The organism is Amnibacterium soli (assembly GCF_039544415.1).
GTDB classification, from domain to species: Bacteria; Actinomycetota; Actinomycetes; order Actinomycetales; family Microbacteriaceae; genus Amnibacterium; species Amnibacterium soli.
Genome location: NZ_BAABLP010000002.1, coordinates 637,462 through 660,539, shown reverse-complemented (window position 1 = coordinate 660,539; position 23,078 = coordinate 637,462). Strand labels below are relative to the sequence as shown.

General features: G+C 73.7%; 21 protein-coding genes and 1 pseudogene. 18 read left to right on the top strand and 4 right to left on the bottom strand.

What is annotated here, in order from left to right; translation table 11 throughout:
- Nucleotides 1-5: 5 nt before the first annotated feature.
- The gene (gene ruvC / locus ABEA53_RS07100) at nt 6-557 is read left to right on the top strand and encodes a crossover junction endodeoxyribonuclease RuvC (RefSeq protein WP_345480354.1); all 552 of its coding nucleotides are present in this window, start codon (nt 6-8) and stop codon (nt 555-557) included.
- Between the two features lie 24 nt (nt 558-581).
- On the opposite strand, the gene ABEA53_RS07095 is transcribed toward ruvC, so the two are convergent.
- Nucleotides 582-1,679, bottom strand: a complete 1,098-nt coding sequence (locus ABEA53_RS07095) for a hypothetical protein (RefSeq protein WP_345480353.1) — start codon at nt 1,677-1,679, stop codon at nt 582-584.
- A gap of 85 nt (nt 1,680-1,764) precedes the next feature.
- Between ABEA53_RS07095 and ABEA53_RS07090 the strand changes: the two genes are divergently transcribed.
- The 7 genes and pseudogenes from ABEA53_RS07090 (at nt 1,765) to ABEA53_RS07060 (ending at nt 9,460) form a co-directional block, all read left to right on the top strand.
- Nucleotides 1,765-2,052, top strand: a complete 288-nt coding sequence (locus tag ABEA53_RS07090; protein WP_345480352.1) for a hypothetical protein — start codon at nt 1,765-1,767, stop codon at nt 2,050-2,052.
- Nucleotides 2,053-2,130: 78 nt separating this feature from the next.
- A complete protein-coding gene (gene ruvA, locus ABEA53_RS07085; protein WP_345480351.1) occupies nt 2,131-2,721 on the top strand; it encodes a Holliday junction branch migration protein RuvA in 591 nt (196 codons plus the stop codon).
- Nucleotides 2,718-3,752: a Holliday junction branch migration DNA helicase RuvB gene (gene ruvB / locus ABEA53_RS07080; RefSeq protein ID WP_345480350.1), complete on the top strand. Its 1,035-nt coding sequence runs from the start codon at nt 2,718-2,720 to the stop codon at nt 3,750-3,752. Before ruvA ends, ruvB begins: the two co-directional genes overlap by 4 nt.
- A gap of 117 nt (nt 3,753-3,869) precedes the next feature.
- Nucleotides 3,870-4,280 carry a preprotein translocase subunit YajC gene (yajC, locus tag ABEA53_RS07075; protein ID WP_345480349.1) on the top strand — a complete coding sequence of 137 codons (411 nt, stop codon included), beginning with the start codon at nt 3,870-3,872 and terminating at the stop codon, nt 4,278-4,280.
- A gap of 114 nt (nt 4,281-4,394) precedes the next feature.
- Entirely contained in the window at nt 4,395-6,110 is a 1,716-nt protein-coding gene (secD, locus tag ABEA53_RS07070) for a protein translocase subunit SecD (RefSeq protein WP_345480348.1), read from the top strand.
- A complete protein-coding gene (secF, locus tag ABEA53_RS07065) occupies nt 6,110-7,144 on the top strand; it encodes a protein translocase subunit SecF (RefSeq protein WP_345480347.1) in 1,035 nt (344 codons plus the stop codon). Before secD ends, secF begins: the two co-directional genes overlap by 1 nt.
- A gap of 58 nt (nt 7,145-7,202) precedes the next feature.
- Nucleotides 7,203-9,460 (top strand): annotated as a pseudogene (locus ABEA53_RS07060) (RelA/SpoT family protein).
- 9 nt (nt 9,461-9,469) lie between these two features.
- Here ABEA53_RS07060 and ABEA53_RS07055 read toward each other — a convergent pair.
- The 3 genes from ABEA53_RS07055 to ABEA53_RS07045 all read right to left on the bottom strand — a co-directional run bounded on the left by ABEA53_RS07055 (nt 9,470) and on the right by ABEA53_RS07045 (nt 12,297).
- Nucleotides 9,470-10,009: a hypothetical protein gene (locus ABEA53_RS07055; RefSeq protein ID WP_345480346.1), complete on the bottom strand. Its 540-nt coding sequence runs from the start codon at nt 10,007-10,009 to the stop codon at nt 9,470-9,472.
- An 80-nt stretch (nt 10,010-10,089) separates the two neighbouring features.
- On the bottom strand, nt 10,090-11,265 hold the full coding sequence (locus ABEA53_RS07050; protein ID WP_345480586.1) for a DUF349 domain-containing protein: 1,176 nt from the start codon (nt 11,263-11,265) through the stop codon (nt 10,090-10,092).
- Nucleotides 11,266-11,523: 258 nt separating this feature from the next.
- The gene (locus ABEA53_RS07045) at nt 11,524-12,297 is read right to left on the bottom strand and encodes a peptidylprolyl isomerase (protein ID WP_345480345.1); all 774 of its coding nucleotides are present in this window, start codon (nt 12,295-12,297) and stop codon (nt 11,524-11,526) included.
- Nucleotides 12,298-12,407: 110 nt separating this feature from the next.
- Between ABEA53_RS07045 and ABEA53_RS07040 the strand changes: the two genes are divergently transcribed.
- The 10 genes from ABEA53_RS07040 (at nt 12,408) to aroB (ending at nt 23,078) form a co-directional block, all read left to right on the top strand.
- On the top strand, nt 12,408-13,751 hold the full coding sequence (locus tag ABEA53_RS07040) for a replication-associated recombination protein A (RefSeq protein ID WP_345480344.1): 1,344 nt from the start codon (nt 12,408-12,410) through the stop codon (nt 13,749-13,751).
- 313 nt (nt 13,752-14,064) lie between these two features.
- Nucleotides 14,065-14,694, top strand: a complete 630-nt coding sequence (rpsD, locus tag ABEA53_RS07035) for a 30S ribosomal protein S4 (protein ID WP_345480343.1) — start codon at nt 14,065-14,067, stop codon at nt 14,692-14,694.
- A 131-nt stretch (nt 14,695-14,825) separates the two neighbouring features.
- A complete protein-coding gene (locus tag ABEA53_RS07030; RefSeq protein ID WP_345480342.1) occupies nt 14,826-14,999 on the top strand; it encodes a hypothetical protein in 174 nt (57 codons plus the stop codon).
- On the top strand, nt 14,999-17,656 hold the full coding sequence (gene alaS, locus ABEA53_RS07025; protein WP_345480341.1) for an alanine--tRNA ligase: 2,658 nt from the start codon (nt 14,999-15,001) through the stop codon (nt 17,654-17,656). Before ABEA53_RS07030 ends, alaS begins: the two co-directional genes overlap by 1 nt.
- Before the next feature lie 8 nt (nt 17,657-17,664).
- The gene (gene ruvX / locus ABEA53_RS07020) at nt 17,665-18,132 is read left to right on the top strand and encodes a Holliday junction resolvase RuvX (protein WP_345480339.1); all 468 of its coding nucleotides are present in this window, start codon (nt 17,665-17,667) and stop codon (nt 18,130-18,132) included.
- Between the two features lie 4 nt (nt 18,133-18,136).
- A complete protein-coding gene (gene mltG / locus ABEA53_RS07015; protein WP_345480338.1) occupies nt 18,137-19,312 on the top strand; it encodes an endolytic transglycosylase MltG in 1,176 nt (391 codons plus the stop codon).
- 10 nt (nt 19,313-19,322) lie between these two features.
- Nucleotides 19,323-20,120 (top strand): shikimate dehydrogenase family protein, encoded by a 798-nt coding sequence (locus tag ABEA53_RS07010; protein WP_345480337.1) that lies wholly within the window; start codon nt 19,323-19,325, stop codon nt 20,118-20,120.
- A 134-nt stretch (nt 20,121-20,254) separates the two neighbouring features.
- Nucleotides 20,255-21,469 carry a chorismate synthase gene (gene aroC, locus ABEA53_RS07005; protein ID WP_345480336.1) on the top strand — a complete coding sequence of 405 codons (1,215 nt, stop codon included), beginning with the start codon at nt 20,255-20,257 and terminating at the stop codon, nt 21,467-21,469.
- Nucleotides 21,466-22,005: a shikimate kinase gene (locus ABEA53_RS07000; RefSeq protein WP_345480335.1), complete on the top strand. Its 540-nt coding sequence runs from the start codon at nt 21,466-21,468 to the stop codon at nt 22,003-22,005. The genes aroC and ABEA53_RS07000 overlap by 4 nt, the downstream gene beginning before the upstream one ends.
- On the top strand, nt 22,002-23,078 hold the full coding sequence (gene aroB, locus ABEA53_RS06995; RefSeq protein WP_345480333.1) for a 3-dehydroquinate synthase: 1,077 nt from the start codon (nt 22,002-22,004) through the stop codon (nt 23,076-23,078). Before ABEA53_RS07000 ends, aroB begins: the two co-directional genes overlap by 4 nt.

The following is a 23,078-nucleotide window of genomic DNA, read 5'->3' as shown; positions in this document are numbered from 1 at the left end:
TCCTCGTGCGGGTCCTCGGTGTCGACCCGGGTCTGACCCGCTGCGGCGTCGCCGTCGTCGACGTCGCGCCGAACCGCACCGCGCAGCTCGTGCACGTGGAGGTGCTGCGCACGCCGCCCGACATGGCGCTCGAGCTGCGCCTCCTCGGCATCGCACGGGGCCTCACGGCGGCGTTCGAGCAGCACCTGCCGGAGGCGTTCGCGATCGAGCGCGTGTTCGCGCAGCAGAACGTGCAGAGCGTGATGGGCGTCGCGCAGATCAGCGGGATCGCGCTGCACCTCGCCGCCGAGCGCGGGCTGCCGGTCGGGCTGCACACGCCCAGCGAGGTGAAGGCGGCGGTGACGGGCTACGGCAACGCCGACAAGCGCCAGGTCACGACGATGGTGACGCGCCTGCTCGGGCTCGCGGAGGCGCCGAAGCCCGCGGACGCCGCGGATGCGATCGCCATCGCCGTGTGCCACGCCTGGCGGCAGCCGGCGCCGGCCGCCGCCGCAGGGGCGATGACGCCGGCCCAGCGGGCGTGGCGGGACGCGGAGGCGTCCGCCCGCCGCCGCTGACCCGGGGGAGGACGGGCCCCGGGGTCAGCCCTCGGTGGTCGTGGTCCGCTCGGGCGTCGGTGCCGCGGGGGCGCTGGGCGCCGCCGGAGCGCTCGGTGCGACCTGCGTGGGTGCGGGCGCCGGCTCGGCGGGCTCGCTCGGCGCCGGAGCGGGCGGCGCCGACGGCGTGCCGGTCGGGGGCGTCGACGACGGCGCGGACGGCGCGGGCGCGCTCGTCGGCGTCGCGCTGCCGCCCGACGCGGAGGGCGTGGGCGCCGGCGACGCGGTGCGCCTCGGCGGCGCGGGACGCGCGGCCTGCACCTGCGGCCGGGCCGCGGGCGCGACGGCCTGCACCCGGCGCGGCGCGGGCAGGACGGGTGCGGCGGTGCGGGCCGCGCGCAGCAGCGCGTCGACGGTCGACGGCTCGGCGCCGACCGGCGCGTCCTGCAGCGGGGCGGGGGAGCCGGCGGCCGCCTCCGGTGCGGCGACGATCCGGCCCGCGTCCCGCGGCGCGAGCCCGGTGCTGGCCGGCGCGCCGACCAGCAGCAGCGCGCCGCCGACCAGGGCGATGCCCGCGACGAGCCCCGCCGCGACGCCCGTCGTGCGCCGGGCGCCCGTCGGCACGAGCCGAGCGAGAGGGCGGGCGTCCCACCGGGGTCGCGCGGGGACGGCCGGGGCGATGGGCGGCAGCAGCGACGCGACCAGCGCCGGGTCGCGCTGCAGGCGGCGCAGCGCGAGGGCCAGGGCGGTGGAGGGGGTGCCCGCCGCCTCCGCCCGCGCGAGCAGGTCCTCGACCGGCACGGGCAGGCGGCGGTCCGGCACCGTCCAGCCGAGTCCGAGGGCGAGGATGCGGCCGACGGCCCGGAGGTCCGCGAACACGAGCTCGGGCGGTGCGGCCGGGCCGATGCGGTGCGCGCCCGCGCCGCCCAGCACGACGTCGCCCCGGTCGTCGACGAGGACGGTGTCGGGGTCGAGGTGACCGTGCACCCGTCCGGCGGCGTGCAGCGACGCGACCTCGGCGGCGGTCGCCGCAGCCAGGCCCACCGCCTCCGCGGCGGTCGGCCGGTCGTCGTGCAGCACCTGCGCCACGGACCGCAGTCCCGTCGTCCCGATCCGGTCGGTCCCGTTCTCGTCGCCGCTCATGTCGGACCCCCTCCGCACAGCACGTCCATTGTGCGGTCGCAGAATGGGAGTGCGGCGCGCGGGGCGTCGCAGGGGGAGCGCAGCCATGCCGTCCTATCGGGTCGTCCTCACCGTCGGGCGCGTGCACCCCGGCGGCAACGCGCAGGCCGTGCTGCCCGCGGCGGCGAGCGCGGTCGGCGAGCTCACCGCCGTCGAGGCGAAGTCGGTCGGCGTCCGGCAGGGCAAGGCGGAGGCGACCGTGCGCTTCGAGGCGCCGGACGACGAGATCGCGAAGCAGATCGCGCCCGCCGCCGCGCAAGGTGCGGGGACGCACGCCGAGATCCTCGGCATCGCGCTGCGCCGGCAGAGCGGCACCCGCTGGCCGCTCGTCTGAGGGCCGGAGTCGAACCGGCGTTCGAAGGAGCCGCGTGGGAGCGCGCCGGCGTCGGTGCGCTCGCCTAGCCTCGTCGGCATGATCGCCTCGCTGCGTGGGACCGTGCTCGAGGCCCTCGGCACGACCCTCGTGGTCGACGTGCACGGCGTCGGCTACGCCGTCACCGTCACCCCGGACCACGCGCTGTCGGTGCGCTCGGGCGAGGAGGTGCTCGTGCACACCGCGATGGTGGTGCGCGAGGACGACATGTCGCTCTTCGGCTTCCCCGACCGGGAGCGGCTCGAGGTGTTCGACCTCCTCCGCGGGGTGACCGGCGTCGGACCGAAGTCGGCGATGGGCGTCCTGGCCGCGCTTGCGCCGGAGGAGATCGCCGCCGCCGTCTCGAACGACGACGACGCCGTGTTCCGCCGCGTCTCCGGCATCGGCCCGAAGACGGCGAAGCTCATCGTCGTGTCGCTCACCGGCAAGCTCATCGCCGTCCGCACGAGCGCGCCCCGGCCGACCGCGCGGGGCGCCGACGTGCTGGTCGCCCTCGTCGGGCTCGGCTACCAGGAGCGGGCGGCGCAGGCGGTGCTCGACGACGTGCTCGCCGCGCGGCCGGACGAGCGGCAGACCGCGGTCCTCCTCCGCGCCGCGCTGGCGGCCCTCGGCCCGCAGACCGTCCGATGAGCGCCATCGACCCGGTGCCCCAGTCGGAGGCGGAGCTCGCCTTCGAGGGCGCGCTGCGCCCCAAGAACCTCACCGAGTTCGTCGGGCAGAAGAACGTTCGCAAGCAGCTCGAGGTGCTCCTGAAGGCCGCGGCGATGCAGAACCGGACGCCGGACCACATCCTGCTCGCGGGCCCTCCGGGCCTCGGCAAGACGACGCTCGCGATGATCGTGGCGGAGGAGTCGAACCGGCCGCTGCGCATGTCGAGCGGCCCGGCGATCCAGCACGCGGGCGACCTCGCCGCCGTGCTCTCCTCGCTGACCCCCGGCGAGGTGCTCTTCATCGACGAGATCCACCGCATGGCGCGCTCCGCGGAGGAGATGCTCTACCTCGCGATGGAGGACTTCCGCATCGACATCATGGTCGGCAAGGGCGCCGGTGCGACCTCGATCCCGCTCGACCTCGCGCCCTTCACCCTCGTCGGCGCGACGACGCGCTCGGGGCTGCTGCCGAACCCGCTGCGCGACCGCTTCGGCTTCACCGCGAACCTCGAGTTCTACGAGACCCACGAGCTCGAGCAGGTGCTGCTGCGCGCCGCGACCATGCTCGACCTGCCGGTGCAGCCGCCGGCGCTGCGCGAGATCGCGAGCCGCAGCCGGGGCACGCCGCGCATCGCGAACCGCCTGCTGCGACGGGTGCGCGACTGGGCGCTGGTGCACGGCGGGATCGCCGACGACGCGGCCGTGCAGGCTGCGCTGTCGCTGTACGACGTCGATGAGGACGGCCTGGATCGCCTCGACCGCGCCGTGCTCGACGCGATCCTCGAGCGGTTCGAGGGCGGCCCCGTCGGGCTCAGCACCCTCGCGGCGAGCGTGGGGGAGGAGCAGGACACGATCGCCTCGGTCGTGGAGCCCTTCCTGGTCCGGATGGGGCTGCTGACGCGCACCCCGCGGGGTCGCGTCGCGACCGCCGCGGCCTGGCGTCGCACGGGCCGCACGCCGACCGCGCCGGGGGCCACCGGTCCGCAGGCGCTGTTCGACGAGCCGGTATGATGCGGCGCTGAGCACCGGGCGGGAGAACCCCGTCGCGGCGCCGAGCAGGACCGCCTCGGACGGCGGCGCCACGCCGGACCGCGCACCGCCGGCCGCCCCCTCCCGAAAGGCTTCCGCATGGATCCGAACACCGCTCAGCTGCTCTTCTTCGGCGTCATCATCGTCGTGATCATCGGCCTGATGTTCCGCAACGGCCGCAAGCGCCAGCGCACCGCGCAGGAGATGACGACCGGCCTGCAGCCCGGCGCGGAGATCATGACCTCGTCCGGCATCTTCGGCACGATCACCGCGGTCGACGACGCCGAGAACAAGATCACGCTGCAGACCGGCCCGAACTCCGAGCTGACCGTGCACCGCCAGGCGGTCGGCCGCATCGTGACGCCCGTCGCGCAGGACGGCACGCAGCTGAACGGCGATCCGGTCGTGCTCGATGACGCCGCGGCCGACCCGACCTTCGGGGAGCGGGCGACCGCCGTCGACCCGACGACCGAGGACCCGACCCGACGCTCCGGCGGCGCCGCCTCGTAGGCGGCGGGCGCGAAGCCCGTACCATGGCTCGGCCCGCTTCTTCTGGGAAGCGGCGCCGGCCACCGCGGCCGTGAGCCTGCGGAGCCTCCGAACGACCTGACCCGAAAGGCCTTCGTGCCGAGTCCTGTGACCCCGAAGCACCGCGCCCGGCGGGCGCTGGTCGGCCTCGTCGTCGTGATCCTCGCGACCCTGGCGCTGAACTTCGTCGGCGTCCTGACCGCGCCGGGCAGCACGTTCGCCGACAAGGCGACGTCGCTGCTGCCGAAGCTCGGCCTCGACCTCGAGGGCGGGACGCAGATCATCCTGCACGCGACCACCGAGAACGGGTCGAACCCGACGGCGGACCAGCTGAACCAGTCCGTCGCGATCATCCGCCAGCGCGCGGCCGCCGGCGGCAGCCCCGACGCGCAGGTCGGCACCTCCTCCGGCAACAACATCGTCGTCTCGCTGCCGGGCACGCCGTCGCAGTCGACGATCAACAGCGTGCGCGAGAGCGCCCGGATGGACTTCCGGCCGGTCCTCGTCACCTCGGCGGCCGCGACCGCGTCGGCCGGGGACGGGACCAAGCCCTACACGCCGCCCGCCTCCCTCGCGAACACCCCGAGCGCGAAGCCGACGAACGGCAGCGACCTCGCCCAGGTGACGCCGTACCTGCAGGACCTGTACGAGAACTACAACTGCGCGGCCGAGAACGACCCGGGCAAGGCGCCGTCGAGCAAGCCGCTCGTCACGTGCTCCGACGACGGCAGCGCGAAGTACCTGCTCGGCCCCGTCGAGGTGCCCGGCACCAACATCTCCGACGCGACCGCGGGTCTCGCCACCACCAGCCAGGGCGCGACGACGGGCGAGTGGGTCGTCAACCTGACGTTCAACAGCCGCGGCACCGCCCAGTTCGCGAACATCTCGCAGCGCCTCGTCGGGTTCACCGCGGGAACCGCGCAGAACCAGTTCGCGATCGTCCTCGACGGCAGGGTCATCTCGGCGCCGACGATGAACGCGGCGATCACCAACGGCAAGGCGCAGATCTCGGGCTCCTTCACGGAGGACAGCTCGAAGCAGCTCGCCGACCAGCTGAAGTTCGGCGCGCTGCCCGTCAACTTCGCGGTGCAGAGCCAGCAGACCATCTCCGCCACGCTCGGCTCCTCGCAGCTGATCGCGGGCCTCATCGCCGGCCTGATCGGCCTGATCCTCGTGTTCGTCTACGCGCTGTTCCAGTACCGCGCGCTGGCGTCCGTGGTGCTGGCGAGCCTCGGCGTCTCCGCTGTGCTCACCTTCCTGGTCCTCGACTTCCTGTCCTGGCGCGAGGGCTACCGCCTGTCGCTCGCGGGCGTCACCGGCATCATCGTGTCGATCGGCATCACGGCCGACTCGTTCATCGTCTACTTCGAGCGCATCCGGGACGAGCTGCGGGAGGGGCGGACGCTCGAGGGCGCAGTCGAGACCGGCTGGCGCCGCGCACGGCGCACGGTCCTCGCGTCCGATGCGGTGAACCTGCTCGCCGCCGGCGTGCTGTTCGCGCTCGCGGTCGGCGACGTGCAGGGCTTCGCCCTCACCCTCGGCCTCTCGACGCTCATCGACGTGCTGGTCGTGACCCTGTTCACGCACCCGATCCTGCAGCTGCTCGCCCGCCGGCCGTTCTTCGCCGAGGGCCACGCGTTCTCCGGGCTCGACCCGCGCGCGCTCGGCGCGGTCTACCGCGGTCGCGGTCAGTTCCGCACCCCGGCCGTCGCCGGTCGCGGTGCGCGGGCGACGGGGGAGGCGCAGCGTCGACAGACGATCGCCGAACGGAAAGCGGCCCAGCTCGGGGCCGACGGGAAGGGACGCGACTGATGGCCGGCGGACTCACGCGGTTCGGCAACGACCTGTACACCGGGGCGCGGTCGATCGACTTCATCAAGCGCCGGCGGCTCTGGTACGTCGTGTCCGCCGTCGCGGTGCTCGTCTCGCTGGCGCTGCCGCTGCTCGTGCTTCCCGCCGTCGGGCGCGGATTCCACTTCGGCATCGAGTTCACCGGCGGGTCGCAGTTCGTCGTCAGCGGTTCGACGAAGGACGTGCAGAACACGAACCTCGCCAAGGAGGCCGTGCAGTCCGTGACGGGCAACGACGTCGAGCCGCTGGTGGCCGTCGTCGGCGGCACCGACGTGCGCGTCCAGACGACGCAGCTCGACCCGAAGGGCGGGACCGCGCGCACCGACCGGGTGCAGGCGGCGCTCGCACAGGCCTACGGCGTGCCGAACCCCGCGACCGGGAACGCCGGCGTCTCCTCGTCCTTCATCGGCCCGACCTGGGGCGCCGACATCTCCTCCGGCGCGATCCGGGCGCTCGTCATCTTCCTGGTGCTCGTCGCCGTCGTGATGGCGGTGTACTTCCGGACCTGGAAGATGTCGGTCGCTGGCCTCGTGTCGCTGCTCCACGACCTGATCATCACCGCGGGCATCTACGGCATCGTCGGCTTCGAGATCACGCCCGCGGCGGTGATCGGGTTCCTGACGATCCTCGGCTACTCGCTCTACGACACGGTCGTGGTGTTCGACAAGATCCGTGAGAACACCGCGCGGCTGACCGACGGCTCGGGCCGCACGTTCGCGGAGACGGTGAACCTCGCGGTGAACCAGACCCTGGTGCGGTCGATCAACACCTCGATCGTCGGCCTGCTGCCGATCGCCTCGATCCTCTTCATCGGCACCACGCTGCTCGGGGCGGGCACGCTGCGCGACATCTCGCTGGCGCTGTTCATCGGCATCATCGTCGGCACCTACTCGACGATCTTCGTCGCGGCGCCGCTCTACACCGACCTGCGGGCGAACGAGCCGGCGATCAAGCTGCAGTCCCGTCGTGCGCTGGACGCGAGGGCCCGCGCCTGAGCCGCGGGAACTCCGCCGAGCGGTCGGGTGTTAGCCTCCACGGACCGGGAGGTGGTGCGTGACCGAGACGCGTGACGCTGCGCCGAACACCGCCTCGCTGCGGCGTCGGGTGCCCCGCCTCTTCTCGCGGGCGCAGCCGGTCGACGCGGTCGACACGCTCATCCGCACCGTGCGCGTGCACCACCCGAAGGCCGACACCGCCGTCATCGAGCGGGCGTACGCGGCCGCCGAGAAGGCGCATCGCGGGCAGAAGCGGAAGAGCGGCGAGCCCTACATCACGCATCCGGTGGCGGTCTCGCAGATCCTCGCGGAGCTGGGCATCGGCCCGCGCGGCGTCGCAGCGGCGCTGCTGCACGACACCGTCGAGGACACGGACTACACGCTCGACGAGCTGCGCGCGGACTTCGGCGACGAGGTCGCGCTGCTCGTGGACGGCGTCACCAAGCTCGACAAGCTGAAGTACGGCGACTCGGCGCAGGCCGAGACCGTGCGGAAGATGGTCATCGCGATGTCGAAGGACCTCCGGGTCCTGATCATCAAGCTGGCCGACCGCCTCCACAACGCCCGCACCTGGGGCTTCGTGCCCGCCGAGAGCGCGCAGCGGAAGGCGAAGGAGACCCTCGAGATCTACGCGCCGCTCGCGCACCGCCTGGGCATCCAGACGATCAAGCTCGAGCTCGAGGACCTGTCGTTCGCGGTGCTCTACCCGAAGCTCTACCTCGAGATCGAGTCGCTCGTGCGGCGCCGCACGCCCCAGCGCGAGGAGTTCGTCGCGCAGGTGATCGACCAGGTGACGGACGACCTCAAGTCCTCCCGCATCAAGGGACGGGTCGTCGGCCGGCCGAAGCAGTACTACTCGATCTACCAGAAGATGATCGTGCGCGGTCGCGAGTTCGACGAGATCTACGACCTCACGGGCATCCGCATCCTGGTCGACTCGGTGCGGACTGCTACGCCGTGCTGGGTTCGATCCACGCGCGCTGGACGCCGGTGCCGGGTCGCTTCAAGGACTACATCGCGACGCCGAAGTTCAACCTGTACCAGTCGCTGCACACGACCGTGCTGGGCCCCGAGGGGCGCCCGGTCGAGATCCAGATCCGCACGCACGAGATGCACCAGCGGGCGGAGTTCGGCGTCGCCGCGCACTGGAAGTACAAGGAGCAGGTCGCCGGCCGGTCCACCGGCCCGATGACGACCGGCGACGAGGACATGGCGTGGCTCGCCCACCTGTCCGACTGGGAGAGCGAGACCGCCGACCCGCAGGAGTTCCTCGAGGGCCTGCGGTTCGAGATCGGGGCGAAGGAGGTCTACGTCTTCACCCCGAAGGGGAAGGTCATCGGCCTGCCCTCCGGCGCGACCCCGGTCGACTTCGCGTACGCGGTGCACACCGACGTCGGCCACCGCACGATGGGCGCGAAGGTGAACGGCCGGCTCGTGCCGCTCGAGTCGCAGCTCGCCTCCGGCGACGTCGTCGAGGTCTTCACCTCGAAGAACCCCGACTCCGGCCCCTCCAAGGACTGGCTGCAGTTCGTCCGCAGCCCCCGCGCCCGCACGAAGATCCGCCAGTGGTTCACCAAGGAGCGGCGCGACGAGGCGGTCGAGCAGGGCAAGGACGCCATCGCGCGGGCCATGCGCAAGCAGAACCTGCCGCTCACGAAGCTGATGAGCCAGGACGTGCTCGTGGGCATCGCGACGTCGATGCGGTACGAGGACGTGTCCGCCCTCTACGCCGCGATCGGCGAGGGCCACGTCTCGACGCAGTCCGTGATCGAGCGCGTCCTCGCGCAGGTGCAGGACACGCAGGAGGCGGACGAGCCCGAGTTCGAGGCGCCGACCACCGGTCGGCAGCGGGCGATCCGGTCGAGCGACTCCGGCGTGCTCGTGCGCGGCGCGCCCGACATCCTCGTCAAGCTCGCGAAGTGCTGCACGCCGGTGCCGGGCGACGAGATCCTGGGCTTCGTCACGCGCGGCTCCGGCGTCTCGGTGCACCGCTCCGACTGCAACAACATCGTCGCGCTGAAGCGCGAGCCCGAGCGCATGGTCGAGGTCGAGTGGGCCCCGACCTCGAAGAGCGTGTTCCTGGTGCAGATCCAGGTCGAGGCGCTCGACCGCTCCGGTCTGCTGTCGGACGTCACTCGGGTGCTGTCCGAGCACCACGTGAACATCCTGTCGGCGACGGTCTCCACCTCCTCCGACCGGTTGGCGCTCAGCCGCTTCGTCTTCGAGATGGGCGACACGACGCACCTGGACCGCGTGCTGAACGCGGTGCGGCGCATCGAGGGCGTCTACGACGTCTACCGGGTCAGCGCGGGCTGAGCACCGGCTTCACGGCAGTGCGGCCAGGCGGTCGATGCCCCGCTGCTTGTGCGGGCAGCCCGGCTGAAGGTGCGCCAGCGCGGCGGCGACGGCGGCGGTGAGGCCCGCCTCCCGCAGGAGCGCGGCGGCGAGGGCGTCCAGCGCCGGGTCTGCGTCGTCGTCGAGGCGCAGCAGGTCGAACGCGGTCTTCAGCGGCGTCGTCACGAGCACGCCGCCGAGCCGCAGGAGGTCGTCGTGCCGGAACCGCGCCTCCCGCGGCGGCGGGACGACGAGCTTCGTGCGCCGGGACCGCGACACGTCGACGGCCAGGGTGAGCGGCCGGGGGAGCGCCGGCACCGCGCCGTGCACCCACGCCGCGGTGCGCAGGTCGACGACGAGGTCGAAGCGGGCCACCGCTGCGGCCAGGGACGCGGCGCGCACGGCCGGCCCGACGGGCACGTCGACCGGGATGACGGTCAGGCCGAGCGGCACCGCCTCCCCGTCGAGCAGCAGGACGGAGCGCTCCGCCTCGGGGAACGAGCCGGGGTCGAGCGCAGGGGCGAGTCGCACCGCTCGAGTGTCGTGCAGCCGCGGGCGACGTCGATCGACATCGCCCGCGGCTGTGGAGAACGCGGGGTGGGGAGGAGCGGTCAGCCGATCGCGTCGAGCCAGATGCGGCGGGCGTTCAGCGCGTCCTCCGCGTCCTTGATGCGCTTCCGGTCGCCCGACGCCTGCGCGTCCGCGAGCTCGGTCTCGAGCTTCGCGATCGCGGCGGTGAGCTGCGACGCGAGGCCCTCGGACCGCGCCTTCGTCTCCGGGTTGGTGCGGCGCCAGTGGTCCTGCTCGAGCGAGGCGACGTGCTGCTCGACCTTGCGGATCCGATCCTCGACGTGGCGCACCTGGTCGCGCGGCACCTTGCCCGCGGCGTCCCAGCGGCGCTGGATGGAGGTGAGGCGGCTGCGGGCCGACTGCGCGTCGGTCGCCTGCAGCAGCGGCTCCGCCTCCTCGAGCAGCGCGAGCTTGGCGGTGAGGTTGTCGCCGAACTCGGCGTCCTGCACGGCCTGCTCCTCCGCCTTCGCGGAGTAGATCGCGTCGCCGGCGGCGCGGAACCGGGCCCACAGGGCGTCGTCGACGCGCTTGCCGGCACGGCCGGCCTGCTTCCACTCGTCGAGCAGGCCCCGGTAGGCGCCGATGGCGTCGTTCGAGCCGGACAGCGCCTCGGCGCGGGCGACGATGCGCTCCTTCTGCTCGCGCGCGGCGCCCTGCGTGGCGTCGAGCTCGGCGAAGTACGCGCGGCGCTGGCCGTCGATGGTCGAGCGCGCGTCGCGGAAGCGCTTCCACAGGTCGTTCGCCTCGCCCTTGGGCAGGCGCGCACCGGTGCGCTGCGCCTCCTGCCAGCGGGAGAAGAGGGCATCGACGGCCTGGCCGGTGGCCTTCCACTGCACGGTCGAGGGGTCGCGGCGGGCGAGCACCTCGATCTCCTCGACGATGGCGACGCGATCGGCGCGGGCCTTCTCGACCTCGGCCTTGTGCTCCTCGGAGCGCTGCGCCGTCAGGTCCTCGACGGCACCGCTCAGGGCGCCGACGCGGTCGCGCAGCGCCTGCAGGTCGCCGACCGCGGCCGGGGCCCGCAGCGCCTCCGTCAGCCGCTGCACCGCCCGCGCGACGTCGGCGGGCGGGGCGCCGCGCCGCGCGCGCTGCTCGAGCAGCGCGACCTGGCTCGCCAGGTCCAGGTACTTCCGCTCGTAGTACGCGAGCGCCTCGGCCGGGCTCGCGTCGGGGTACTCCCCGACCTGCCGCTCGGCGTCGCCGTCGCGGACGAACACGGCTCCGTGCTCGTCGACGCGGCCCCAGGCGCTCGTCGGTCCGCTCGTCGTCGACGGTGCGGCCTCGGCGGGCGCGTCGTCGGTCGTCGGCGCGGCCTCGGACGTCGGAGCGTCGTCGGTCGGTGCGTCCTCGTGGTTCGGGACGTCAGGGTTCGTCGGAGCCTCGGCCACCTCGGCGGCCGGTCCGGTCTCGGGCGTGGTCACAGCGCTCACCTCGGTGCCCGAGGGTAGTGCACGCGGTCGAACGGTGAGGGCCGCCTACTGCACCGCGATCGTGCCGAGGGTCGTCGCGACCTTCGGGGCGCCGTCGCCGGAGCCGTCGGCCGTCCCCTTGCTCGTGATCGCCGACTTCAGCCCGGAGAGACCGCCGGTCACCTTCCCGAACACGGTGTAGCCGGGAGCGGGCAGCTTCGAGGCCTTGTAGACGATGAAGAACTGGCTGCCCTGGCTGTCCTCCGCGGCGCCGCGGGCCATCGCGATGGTGCCGGCCGGGTAGACGCCGTCCTCCGGCACGTTCTCCAGCGGGCCGAACGTGTAGCCCGGGCCGCCCGAGCCGTCGCCCGCGGGGTCGCCGCACTGCAGCACGAAGATGCCGGAGGTGGTGAGGCGGTGGCAGGTGAGCCCGGAGTAGAAGCCGGTGCCGGCCAGGTCGACGAAGTTCGCGACGGCCTGCGGGGCCTTCTTCCCGTTCAGCGAGATCGACAGCTTCGTCGTGTTGATCGCCATCGTCCCCTTCCACGTGCGGTCCTCCGACAGCGACTTCGGGGCGACGGTGCGCGCCGTGCTCGGCGTGGGGGAGGCGCTCGCGCTCGCGGACGCCGACGGCTTCGCGGCGCCGGGGCCGGCGGTGAAGAAGCCGACCTGCGAGGCGGTGGCGGCGACGAGCACGACCGCGAGCACGATCCCGGCGGTGACGTCGTCGCGGCGACGGCGGCGACCCCGCTCGAGGTGCACCTCCTGCCGGATCGAGTACGAGCGGGCGCGTTTGCGCGCATCGCGCTCCGCGCGCTCCCTGGGGCTCCGATTCGCCACGCCGCTCCCTCTCCCGCCCGGTCCGGCCGGGCGACACCGATCGTAGGAGAGCCCGGGCAGCCGCTCCGATCCCACCCGCGGTGTCTGTGCCGGTGCATAGGGTGACGCGCATGGAGGCACGGACGGCGCTGCGGCAGGGACCCGTCCCGCTCGCCGTGCGCATGCGGCCCACCTCCCTCGACGACGTCGCGGGGCAGGCCCACCTCCTCCGCCCCGGATCGCCCCTGCGCCGCCTGGCGTCGCCCGACGGCACGAGCGGGGCCGTGTCGGTGATCCTCTGGGGCCCGCCCGGCACGGGCAAGACGACGCTCGCGCAAGCCGTGGCCGGCAGCTCGGGCCGCCGGTTCGTCGAGCTGTCCGCGGTGACGGCGGGCGTGCGCGACGTGCGGAGCGTCATGGAGAAGGCGCGCGAGCAGGCCGACCTCTACGGCGTCTCCACCGTGCTGTTCCTCGACGAGATCCACCGCTTCTCGAAGGCGCAGCAGGACGCCCTGCTGCCCGGCGTCGAGAACGGCTGGGTGACCCTGATCGCGGCCACCACCGAGAACCCGTCGTTCTCCGTCATCGCGCCGCTGCTGTCCCGCTCCCTGCTCCTCACGCTCCAGCCGCTGACGGAGGAGGACCTGGGCCTGCTCGTCGACCGCGCGCTCGAGGACCCGCGCGGGCTCGCCGGCCGGTTCCGGCTCGCCCCCGAGGCCCGCGCCGCCCTCGTGCGGCTCGCGTCGGGCGACGCGCGCCGGGCGCTGACCGCGCTCGAGGCGTCGTCCACGCTCGCGGAGGACGACGGGGCCGGCGAGGAGGCGCCCGAGATCACGGAGGAGCTCGTCGCGACTGCGGTCGACCGCGCGCTGCTGCGCTACGACCGCGACGGCGACGAGCACTACGACGTCATCAGCGCGTTCATCAAGTCGGTGCGCGGCAGCGACGTCGACGCGGCCGTGCACTACCTGGCGCGCATGATCGAGGCGGGGGAGGACCCCCGGTTCATCGCGCGGCGGATCATCGTGCTCGCGTCCGAGGACATCGGCATGGCCGATCCGCAGGCCCTGCCGCTCGCGATCGCCGCGGCCGACGCGGTGCAGTTCATCGGCATGCCCGAGGGGCGGATCCCGCTCGCGGAGGCCGTCGTCTACCTCGCGCTCGCGCCGAAGTCGAACGCCTCGTACCTGGCGATCGACGCGGCCCTGGCGGACGTGCGGGCGGGGCGCATCGGCCGCGTGCCGATGCACCTGCGGGACGCGCACTACCCCGGCGCGAAGCGGCTCGGGCACGGCAAGGGCTACCGGTACGCGCACGACGGCGAGCACGGCGTCGTGGAGCAGCAGTACCCGCCCGACGAGCTGGTCGGCCGCGACTACTACCTGCCGACCGGCAACGGCTTCGAGCGCGACACCGCGGCCCGCGTGGAGCGCCTCCGCACCCGCGTCCGCGGCACCGCGCCCGACGCCTCCTGATCCCGCGGCACCGGCCGCACCTTCCGGCACGCCGGTCGGCTGCGGCAGCCCGATCGGCCGGTGCCCGCTGCCGGAGGCGGCGCGGTGCGCCGGAACCTGCGGGTCCGGGAGGGGGAGCCGAGGGGCGCGCCTCCTGCTATCCTTGTCGGCGGCCCGGAGCGGGTCCGGATCGTCGTGCGGCTGCGACACCGGATGCGCGAGAGGACCTGAGCCTGTAGCCGGCCGGTCCCCGCACGCCGAATCCCTCGAGATGACTTCCGTCCGTGCTGCACGAGCCCGGTCGGCTCCCATTCCGAACTCCTGAAGGAACCGCATGTCCACGAAGGCCCGCACCCGCGGCAAGGTCAAGCTCTCGCGCGCCCTCGGCGTCGCGCTCACCCCGAAGGCCGCCCGCTACCTGGAGAAGCGTCCCTACGCGCCGGGCGAGCACGGCCGCTCCAAGCGCAAGGCCGACAGCGACTACGCCGTCCGCCTGCGCGAGAAGCAGCGTCTGCGCGCCCAGTACGGCCTGCGCGAGAAGCAGCTCCGCATCGTCTTCAACGAGGCGCGCCGCGCCCAGGGCCTGACCGGTGAGAACCTGGTCGAGCTGCTCGAGATGCGCCTCGACGCGCTCGTGCTCCGCGCCGGCTTCGCCCGCACCACGGCCCAGGCCCGCCAGGCCGTCGTGCACCGCCACATCCTCGTCGACGGCAAGCTCGTCGACCGCCCCTCCTTCCGCGTGAAGCCGGGCCAGACCATCCACGTGAAGAGCAAGAGCGAGCAGCTCGAGCCCTTCCAGGTCGCGGCCGCCGGCGGTCACGCCGAGGTCCTGCCGAAGCTGCCCGGCTACGTCGAGGTCCAGCTCGACAAGCTGCAGGCGACGCTGGTCCGCCGCCCGAAGCGCGCCGAGGTGCCGGTCCAGGCCGACGTCCAGCTCGTCGTCGAGTACTACGCGGCCCGCTAGTCCTCCTGCATCGCCCGAGAGGGCCGTCCCGATCCGTCGGGGCGGCCCTTTCCGCGTCCCCGGGCGCGGGCACGCGGGGGAGGGCGCGCCGGAGGCGGCCGGTAGGGTTGTGCGCTGATCTTGGAGGAGCCATGGGCAAGGTGCTCGTCTTTCTCGTCGGCCTGCTCGCAGGCGCGGCGCTCGCTCACGTCGCATCGCGGACGCCGGCGGGCGCCCGCGTGTTCGCCGTGGTGAACGGCGCGGCGGACGAGTTCGCCTCCGCCGTGTCCGACTCGTACCGCGCGCGCCTGGCGGAGGGGAACTGATGGAGACCGCAGAGATCCGACGCCGCTACCTGCAGTTCTTCGCGGACCGCGGCCACACCGTCGTGCCGAGCGCCTCGCTCGTGTCGCCCGACCCCTCGCTGCTGTTCACGGTCGCGGGCATGGTCCCCTTCATCCCGTACCTGAACGGCACCGTCCCCGCGCCGTACCCGCGCGCGGTCGACAGCCAGAAGTGCATCCGCACCCTCGACATCGAGGAGGTCGGCCGCACGCCGCGCCACGGCACGTTCTTCCAGATGATGGGGAACTGGTCGTTCGGCGACTACTTCAAGCAGGACGCCATCACGTGGGCCTGGGAGCTGCTGACGACGTCGGAGGCGGACGGCGGCTTCGGCTTCGACCCGAAGGACCTCTGGGTCACCGTCTTCCAGGACGACGACGAGGCGGAGGCGATCTGGCGGGACGAGATCGGGCTGCCGGCCGATCGCATCCAGCGCCTCGGCTACGCGGACAACTACTGGATGACCGGCCAGCCCGGTCCCGCCGGCCCCGACTCCGAGATCTTCTTCGACCGCGGTCCCGCGTACGGCGCCGACGGCGGCCCGGCGACCGGTGACGACCGGTACGTCGAGATCTGGAACCTCGTGTTCATGCAGTACGAGATCGCGAACATCCGGTCGAAGGAGGACTTCGACGTCGTCCGCGAGCTGCCGAACAAGAACGTCGACACCGGGATGGGCCTCGAGCGCGTCGCCTTCATCAAGCAGGGCGTCGAGAACATCTACGAGATCGACCAGATCCGGCCGGTGATCGACGCCGCGTCCCGCTTGACGGGCAAGGCCTACGGCGCCGACGCCGAGGACGACGTGCGCATGCGCGTCGTCAGCGACCACATCCGGTCGGCGATGATGCTCATGCTCGACGGCGTCACCCCGTCGAACGAGGGTCGCGGCTACGTGCTGCGCCGCCTCCTCCGCCGCTCGGTCCGCGCGATGCGGCTGCTCGGCGTCGAGGGCGCGACCTTCGGCGAGCTGTTCCCGGTGTCCCGCGACGCGATGAGCTCGGCCTACCCCGAGCTGCTGCCCGAGTTCGGCCGCATCCAGCGCCTCGCGAACGCGGAGGAGGAGAGCTTCCTCAAGACGCTGGTCGGCGGCACGAACATCCTCGACACCGCGATCGAGCGCACCCGCGCGGCGGGCGCGGAGCAGGTCGCGGGCGACACCGCGTTCCTGCTGCACGACACGTACGGCTTCCCGATCGACCTCACGCTCGAGGTCGCGGAGGAGGCGGGGCTCACCGTCGACCGCGCGGCGTTCGACCGGCTGATGCAGGAGCAGCGCTCCCGCGCGAAGGCGGACGCGAAGGCGAAGAAGACCGCGCTCGCGGACCTCTCCGTCTACACCGACTTCCGCGCGAAGGGCGAGACCGCGTTCCTCGGCTACTCCGAGCTCGTGGCGGACAGCCGCGTGCTCGGCCTGATCCGCGACGGGGTCGCCGTGTCGTCGATCGCGCTCGGGGACATCGCCGAGGTGATCCTGGCGGAGACGACGCTCTACGCCGAGTCGGGCGGTCAGGACGCGGACCAGGGCGAGATCGTGGGCCCGGGCTACCGGCTCGAGGTGCTCGACGTGCAGCGGCCCGTCGCAGGGCTCGTCAGCCACCGCGTGCAGGTGGTCGAGGGCGAGGCGGCCGTCGGCGACGCGGCGCGCACGGTCGTCGACCCGCTGTACCGCCGCGGCGCGACGCAGGCGCACTCCGCCACCCACCTCGTCCACGCGGCGCTGCGCCAGGTGCTCGGCTCCGACGCGCACCAGGCCGGCTCGTACAACAAGGCCGGCTACATGCGGCTCGACTTCAGCTGGAACGCGCCGCTGAGCCCCGACACCCGCAGCGAGGTCGAGGACATCGCGAACCTGCGGGTGAACGAGGACCTCGAGGTCGTGACGCGGGTGCTGCCGATCGACGAGGCGAAGGCCGCGGGCGCGATGGCGCTGTTCGGCGAGAAGTACGGCGACGTCGTGCGCATGGTCGACATCGGCGGCCCGTGGTCCCGCGAGCTCTGCGGGGGCACGCACGTCGCCCACTCCTCCGAGATCGGTCTGATCAACGTGGTGGGGGAGTCGAGCGTCGGCGCGACGAGCCGTCGCATCGAGTCGCTGGTCGGCCCGGAGGCGTTCCGCCAGTTCGCGGCCGAGCGGGCGCTCGTCACCGAGCTCGGCACGAACCTCAAGGTGCCGCCGACGCAGATCGTGTCCCGCGTGCAGGACCTGGCCGCGAGCCTGAAGGCGGCGGAGAAGCGGATCGCGGAGTTCGAGCGCAAGGCGCTCGGGCAGCGGGTGCCCGCGCTCGCCGAGCAGGCGCGGTCCGTCGGCGGCGTCACCGCAGTGCTGGAGCAGGTCGGCGCCCTCGCGGCGGCCGACGACCTGCGCGCGCTGGTGATCGACGTGCGCGACCGCCTCGGCGCCGTGCCCGCCGTGGTGGCCCTCGCCGCGACCGTGGGCGGGCGGCCCGTCGTGATCGTGGCGACGAACGCCGCGGCGCGCGACGCCGGCGCGAAGGCGGGCGCGCTCGCGAAGCGCGCCGCCGGGGTGCTGGGCGGCGGCGGCGGCGGCCGGGACGACGTCGCGCAGGGCGGCGGCAGCGATGCCGCCCGCACCGGCGACGCGCTCGCCGCGGTGGCCGAGGGGCTCGCCTCCTGACCGAGGCGATGCGGCGCGGCGTCCGGCTGGGCGTCGACGTCGGGAAGGTGCGGGTGGGGCTGGCGCGGTGCGACCGCGACGGCCTGCTCGCGACCCCGTTGGAGACCGTGCAGCGCCGGGGCGACCAGCTCGAACCGGTGCTCGACCGCATCCTCGAGCTGGCGGCGGAGCTGGAGGCGATCGAGCTGGTCGTCGGCCTGCCGATCGCCATGTCCGGGCGCGACACGCCCTCCACCGCAGACGCCCGGGCGGTCGCGCAGCGGCTCGCCGAGGGGCCGGTGCCGGTCCGCATGTTCGACGAGCGGCTGACCACCGTCAGCGCCCAGGCGGCGCTGCACGCGTCGGGCCGGAACACGCGGGGATCGCGGCCCGTGATCGACCAGGTGGCCGCGGTGATACTTTTGCAGCACGCCCTCGACGCCGAGCGTGCTCGGGGCGTGGCGCCCGGCGCCCTCCTCGACCCCGAGCGGAAGTAGCCAGGTGGCCCGAATCCCAGGACCGCAGCCCGATCGGGGCTCCACCGTCGACGAGTTCGAGCGGCTGCTCGGCATGCCGGCGGACGACGACGGCGGCGAGCCCTCCCGGCACGGCCGCGAGCGGCGCAAGCGGCACCGCATCTGGCCGTGGGTGCTCGGCGTGCTCCTCGTGCTGGTCCTCGCGATCGGCGGCGCGGGCTGGTGGGCCTACCAGACGTACCCGGAGCAGGTGAAGACGCTGTTCGGCTGGAGCAACGACTACACCGGGCAGGGCACGGGCAGCGTGCAGGTGCAGATCAAGCCCGGCGCGATCGGGTCCGAGGTCGCCGCGACGCTCGTGGCGGACGACGTGACGAAGACCGAGTCCGCGTTCTACGACCTGCTCGTGAAGACGCAGCCGGAGCCGTCGCTGCTGCCCGGCACGTACCGGCTGAAGCAGCACATGAGCGCGAAGGCGGCGCTCGCGGCGCTGCAGGACCCGGCGAACCGGGTGGAGTCGACCGTCGCGATCCCGGAGGGGTCGACGGCGAAGCAGATCCTGGCGATCACGAGCGAGGCGACCGGCAAGGACCTGTCGGAGCTGAAGGCGCTCGCGAAGGACTGGTCCTCGCTCGGGGTGCCGAAGTCGGCGCCGAACATCGAGGGCTGGCTGTTCCCCGCGACGTACACGTTCCAGCCCGGCGTGACCTCGAAGCAGATGCTGCAGGAGATGGTGAAGCGCACGAAGACCGCGCTCGACGACGCGGGCGTGGCCCCGGCGAAGCGCGAGAAGGTGCTCACCCTCGCCGGCCTCGTGCAGAAGGAGGGGAACGGGAAGGACGACCCGAGGGTGGCCCGCGTCTTCCTGAACCGCATCGCCCAGGGCATGCGCCTGCAGTCCGACGCGACCGTGAGCTACGGCGCGGGCGGCACCACCGTGGTGCCCACGGCCGAGGAGAAGGCCCAGAAGAACGGGTACAACACCTACCTCCGCGACGGGCTGCCCGCCGGCCCGATCTCGAGCCCGGGCGACGTCGCCATCAAGGCCGCGGTCTCGCCCGCGAAGGGCAAGTGGCTGTACTTCGTGACCGTGAACCTGGCGACGGGCGAGACGAAGTTCGCGAACACGTACGCCGAGCACCAGAAGAACGCGGACCAGTTCCTCCGCTGGCTCAAGGCGCACCCCGACTACGCGAAGTGACGACGCGAGCGTGACCTCCCGGCTGGCGGTGCTCGGTTCGCCGATCGCGCACTCCCGGTCGCCGCTGCTGCACGCGGCGGCGGCCGGCGTGCTCGGGCTCGACTGGCGCTACGACCGCGTCGAGGCGACGGAGGAGACCCTGCCGGGGCTGCTCGCGGGACTGGGCGACGAGTGGGTCGGGCTGTCGCTCACCATGCCGCTGAAGCGGTCGGTGCTGCCGCTCGTCGCCGCGCACGATCCGCTGGTCGACCGGCTCGGCCTCGCGAACACGCTGCGGCTCGGCGCCGAGCCGCACCTGGCGAACACCGACGTCGGGGGTGTCGAGGCCGTGCTGCGATCGGAGGCGGGCGCCGCGCGGGCGGTCGTGCTCGGCGGCGGGGCCACGGCGGCGAGCGCCCTCGAAGCGCTCGGGCGGCTCGGCGTGGGGGAGCGGATCGTCGCCGCGCGCCGACCCGAGGTCGCCGCGCAGGACCTGGCCGGCCTCGCGGACGCCGTCGTGCCGCTCGCGGAGGCGGACCTCGCCGGTGCGGACCTGGTGGTCTCCACCTTGCCGGGTCACGCGGACGTCGACGTCGCCCTGCCGGCCGCGGTGCGCGGCACCCCGCTGCTCGACGTCGCCTACTCGCCGTGGCCGACGGCGATCGGCGCCCGGTGGCTCGCCGCCGGCGGCCGGCTGCTGCACGGGCTCGACATGCTGATCGAGCAGGCGGTGCTGCAGGTGCGCGTCTTCACCGACGCCGACCCGGACGCGCCGCTGCCCCGCGAGGACGAGGTGCGCGCCGCCATGCGGGCCGCCGTCGGCCGCTGAGCCCGGCGCGGTGCTCCCGCCGAAGTGCGGGCAGCTCTCCCCGCCGCGCGAGGGTCACGACCACCGCGCCACGTGGAGGTGCCCTTGCAGGACGAGTGGGCGGGAGCGGACGCGGGCCGTGGGAGGCTGGGCCCATGTTGCGTTGGCTGACCGCCGGTGAGTCGCACGGCCCGAGCCTCACCGCCATCATCGAGGGCATGCCCGCCGGCGTGCCCGTGACCGGGGACGCGATCCGTCGCGACCTCGCCCGGCGTCGCCTCGGCGCGGGCCGCGGCTCCCGGCAGAAGTTCGAGCAGGACGAGCTCGGCGTCGTCGGCGGCGTCGTGCACGGGCGCACGATCGGCGCCCCCATCGCGCTCACCATCGGCAACACGGAGTGGCCGAAGTGGAGCGAGGTGATGAACGCGGAGGACGTGCCGCTCACCGACGCGTCCCGCGGCCGCAGCGCGCCGCTGACGCGCCCGCGTCCCGGTCACGCCGACCTGACCGGCATGCAGAAGTACGGGTTCGACGAGGCCCGCCCGGTGCTCGAGCGCGCCAGCGCGCGCGAGACCGCCGCCCGCGTCGCGCTCGGCGCCGTCGCCCGCGCCTTCCTCGCCGAGCTCGGCATCGGCGTCGTGAGCCACGTCGTCGCCATCGGCCCGATCGCCGTGCCGGAGGAGGCGGTCGTGCCGCGGCCCGCCGACGTCGAGACCATCGACGACGACCCGGTGCGCTGCTTCGACCCGGCGACCAGCGCCCTGATGCTCGCCGAGATCGACGACGCGCACCACGCCGGCGACACCCTCGGCGGCGTCGTCGAGGTCGTCGCCGAGGGGCTGCCGCCCGGGCTCGGCTCCTACGTGCACTGGGACCGCCGGCTCGACGCGCGCCTCTCCGCGGCGCTGATGGGCATCCAGGCGATCAAGGGCGTGGAGGTCGGCGACGGCTTCCGCACCGCAGCCCGCCGCGGTTCCGCCGCCCACGACGAGCTGGTGCGCACCGACGGGACCATCGAGCGGCTCACCGACCGCGCGGGCGGCATCGAGGGCGGCATGACCACCGGCGGCACGCTGCGGATCCGCGCCGCGATGAAGCCGATCTCGACGGTGCCGCGCGCGCTGCGCACGATCGACGTGTCGACCGGCGAGGCCGCGTCCGCCCATCACCAGCGCTCCGACGTCTGCGCCGTACCGGCGGCGGGCGTCGTCGCCGAGGCGATGGTGGCGCTCGTGCTCGCCGACGCGGTCGTCGAGAAGTTCGGCGGCGACTCGCTGCCCGAGACCCGCCGGAACCTCGAGGCGTACCTCGCCGCGATGCCCGAGGGCCTGCGCACGGGCACGGGCACGGGCGCCGCGCCCGTCCGGTGACCTCGGGGACCGTCGCGCTCATCGGACCGATGGGCGCCGGCAAGACCTCGGTCGGCCGCCGCGTCGCCAAGCACCTCGGCACCCGCTTCGTCGACACCGACGCCGTGATCGCGGCCGAGCACGGTCCCGTCCCGCACCTGTTCGAGACCGTGGGCGAGGGCGCGTTCCGCACGATCGAGCGGGACGTCGTGCAGCGGGAGCTGCGTGCGGGCGGCGTCGTCGCCCTCGGCGGCGGCGCCGTGCTCGACGCGTCGACGCGGGCCGCGCTCGCGGACTGCACCGTCGTGCTGCTCACGGTGTCGGAGGAGGCGGTGGCCGCGCGGCTCGCGGGCGGCTCACGGCCCCTGCTGACGGAGGGGCTCGACTCCTGGCGCCGCATCGCCGCGGCGCGGGAGGCCGTGTACGCGGCGCTCGCGGACGTGACCGTCGACACCTCCCGCCGCCCGATGACGAAGATCGCCGCCGAGCTCGCGGAGCTGCTGCAGGGCGGCGACGCGCAGCCGGGCACGGACCAGCAGGAAGAATCGACGCCATGACGCAGCCGGTCCGCATCCCCGTCCGCAACGCGGGGGAGTACGAGGTCGTCATCGGCCGCGACCTCGGCGCCGAGATCGAGGCCGCGATCCCGGCCGGTGCCCGCAAGGCGCTGCTCGTGCACCAGCCGGTGCAGACCCGGCGGGCGGAGGCGATCCGCGAGCGGCTCAGAGGCCGCGTCGAGGTGCTGCTCGCCGAGGTGCCCGACGCGGAGGACGCGAAGCGCATCGAGGTCGCCGCGTTCCTGTGGGGGATCCTCGGGCAGGCGTCGTTCACCCGGACCGACGCGGTGATCGGCCTCGGCGGCGGCGCGGTGACCGACCTCGCGGGCTTCGTCGCGGCGACCTGGCTGCGCGGCGTCCCCTTCGTCTGCCTGCCCACGAGCGTGCTCGGGATGGTCGACGCGGCCGTCGGCGGCAAGACCGGCATCAACACGACGGAGGGGAAGAACCTCGTCGGCGCGTTCGCCGCGCCCGTCGCCGTGATCGCGGACCTCGACGTGCTGAGCACGCTGCCGCGCAACGACGTGCTCGCCGGCTTCGCGGAGATCGCGAAGTGCGGCTTCATCACCGACACGGTGATCCTCGACCGGCTCACCGCCGACGTCGACGCCGCGACCGACCCGACGACGCCCGTCTTCGCCGAGCTCGTCGAGCGCGCGGTCCGCGTGAAGGCGGAGGTCGTCAGCGAGGACTTCCGCGAGTCCGGCCGCCGCGAGATTCTGAACTACGGGCACACGCTCGGCCACGCCATCGAGTACGCCGAGCGCTACCGGTGGCGGCACGGCGGCGCGATCGCGGTCGGCATGGTCTTCGCGGCCGAGCTCGCGCGCCTCGTCGGCCGGCTCGACGACGAGGGCGTGCAGCTGCACCGCGACGTGCTCGGCTCGCTGTCGCTGCCCCTCACCTATCCGAGCGGGCGCTGGGAGACGCTCACCGCCGCCATGCGCCGGGACAAGAAGTCCCGGGCCGGGCTGCTGCGCTTCGTGCTGCTCGACGGCATCGGGCGCACGAGCATCCTGAACGGCCCGGAGGACCACCTCCTGTTCACCGCGTACGGCGAGATCGCGGAGTAG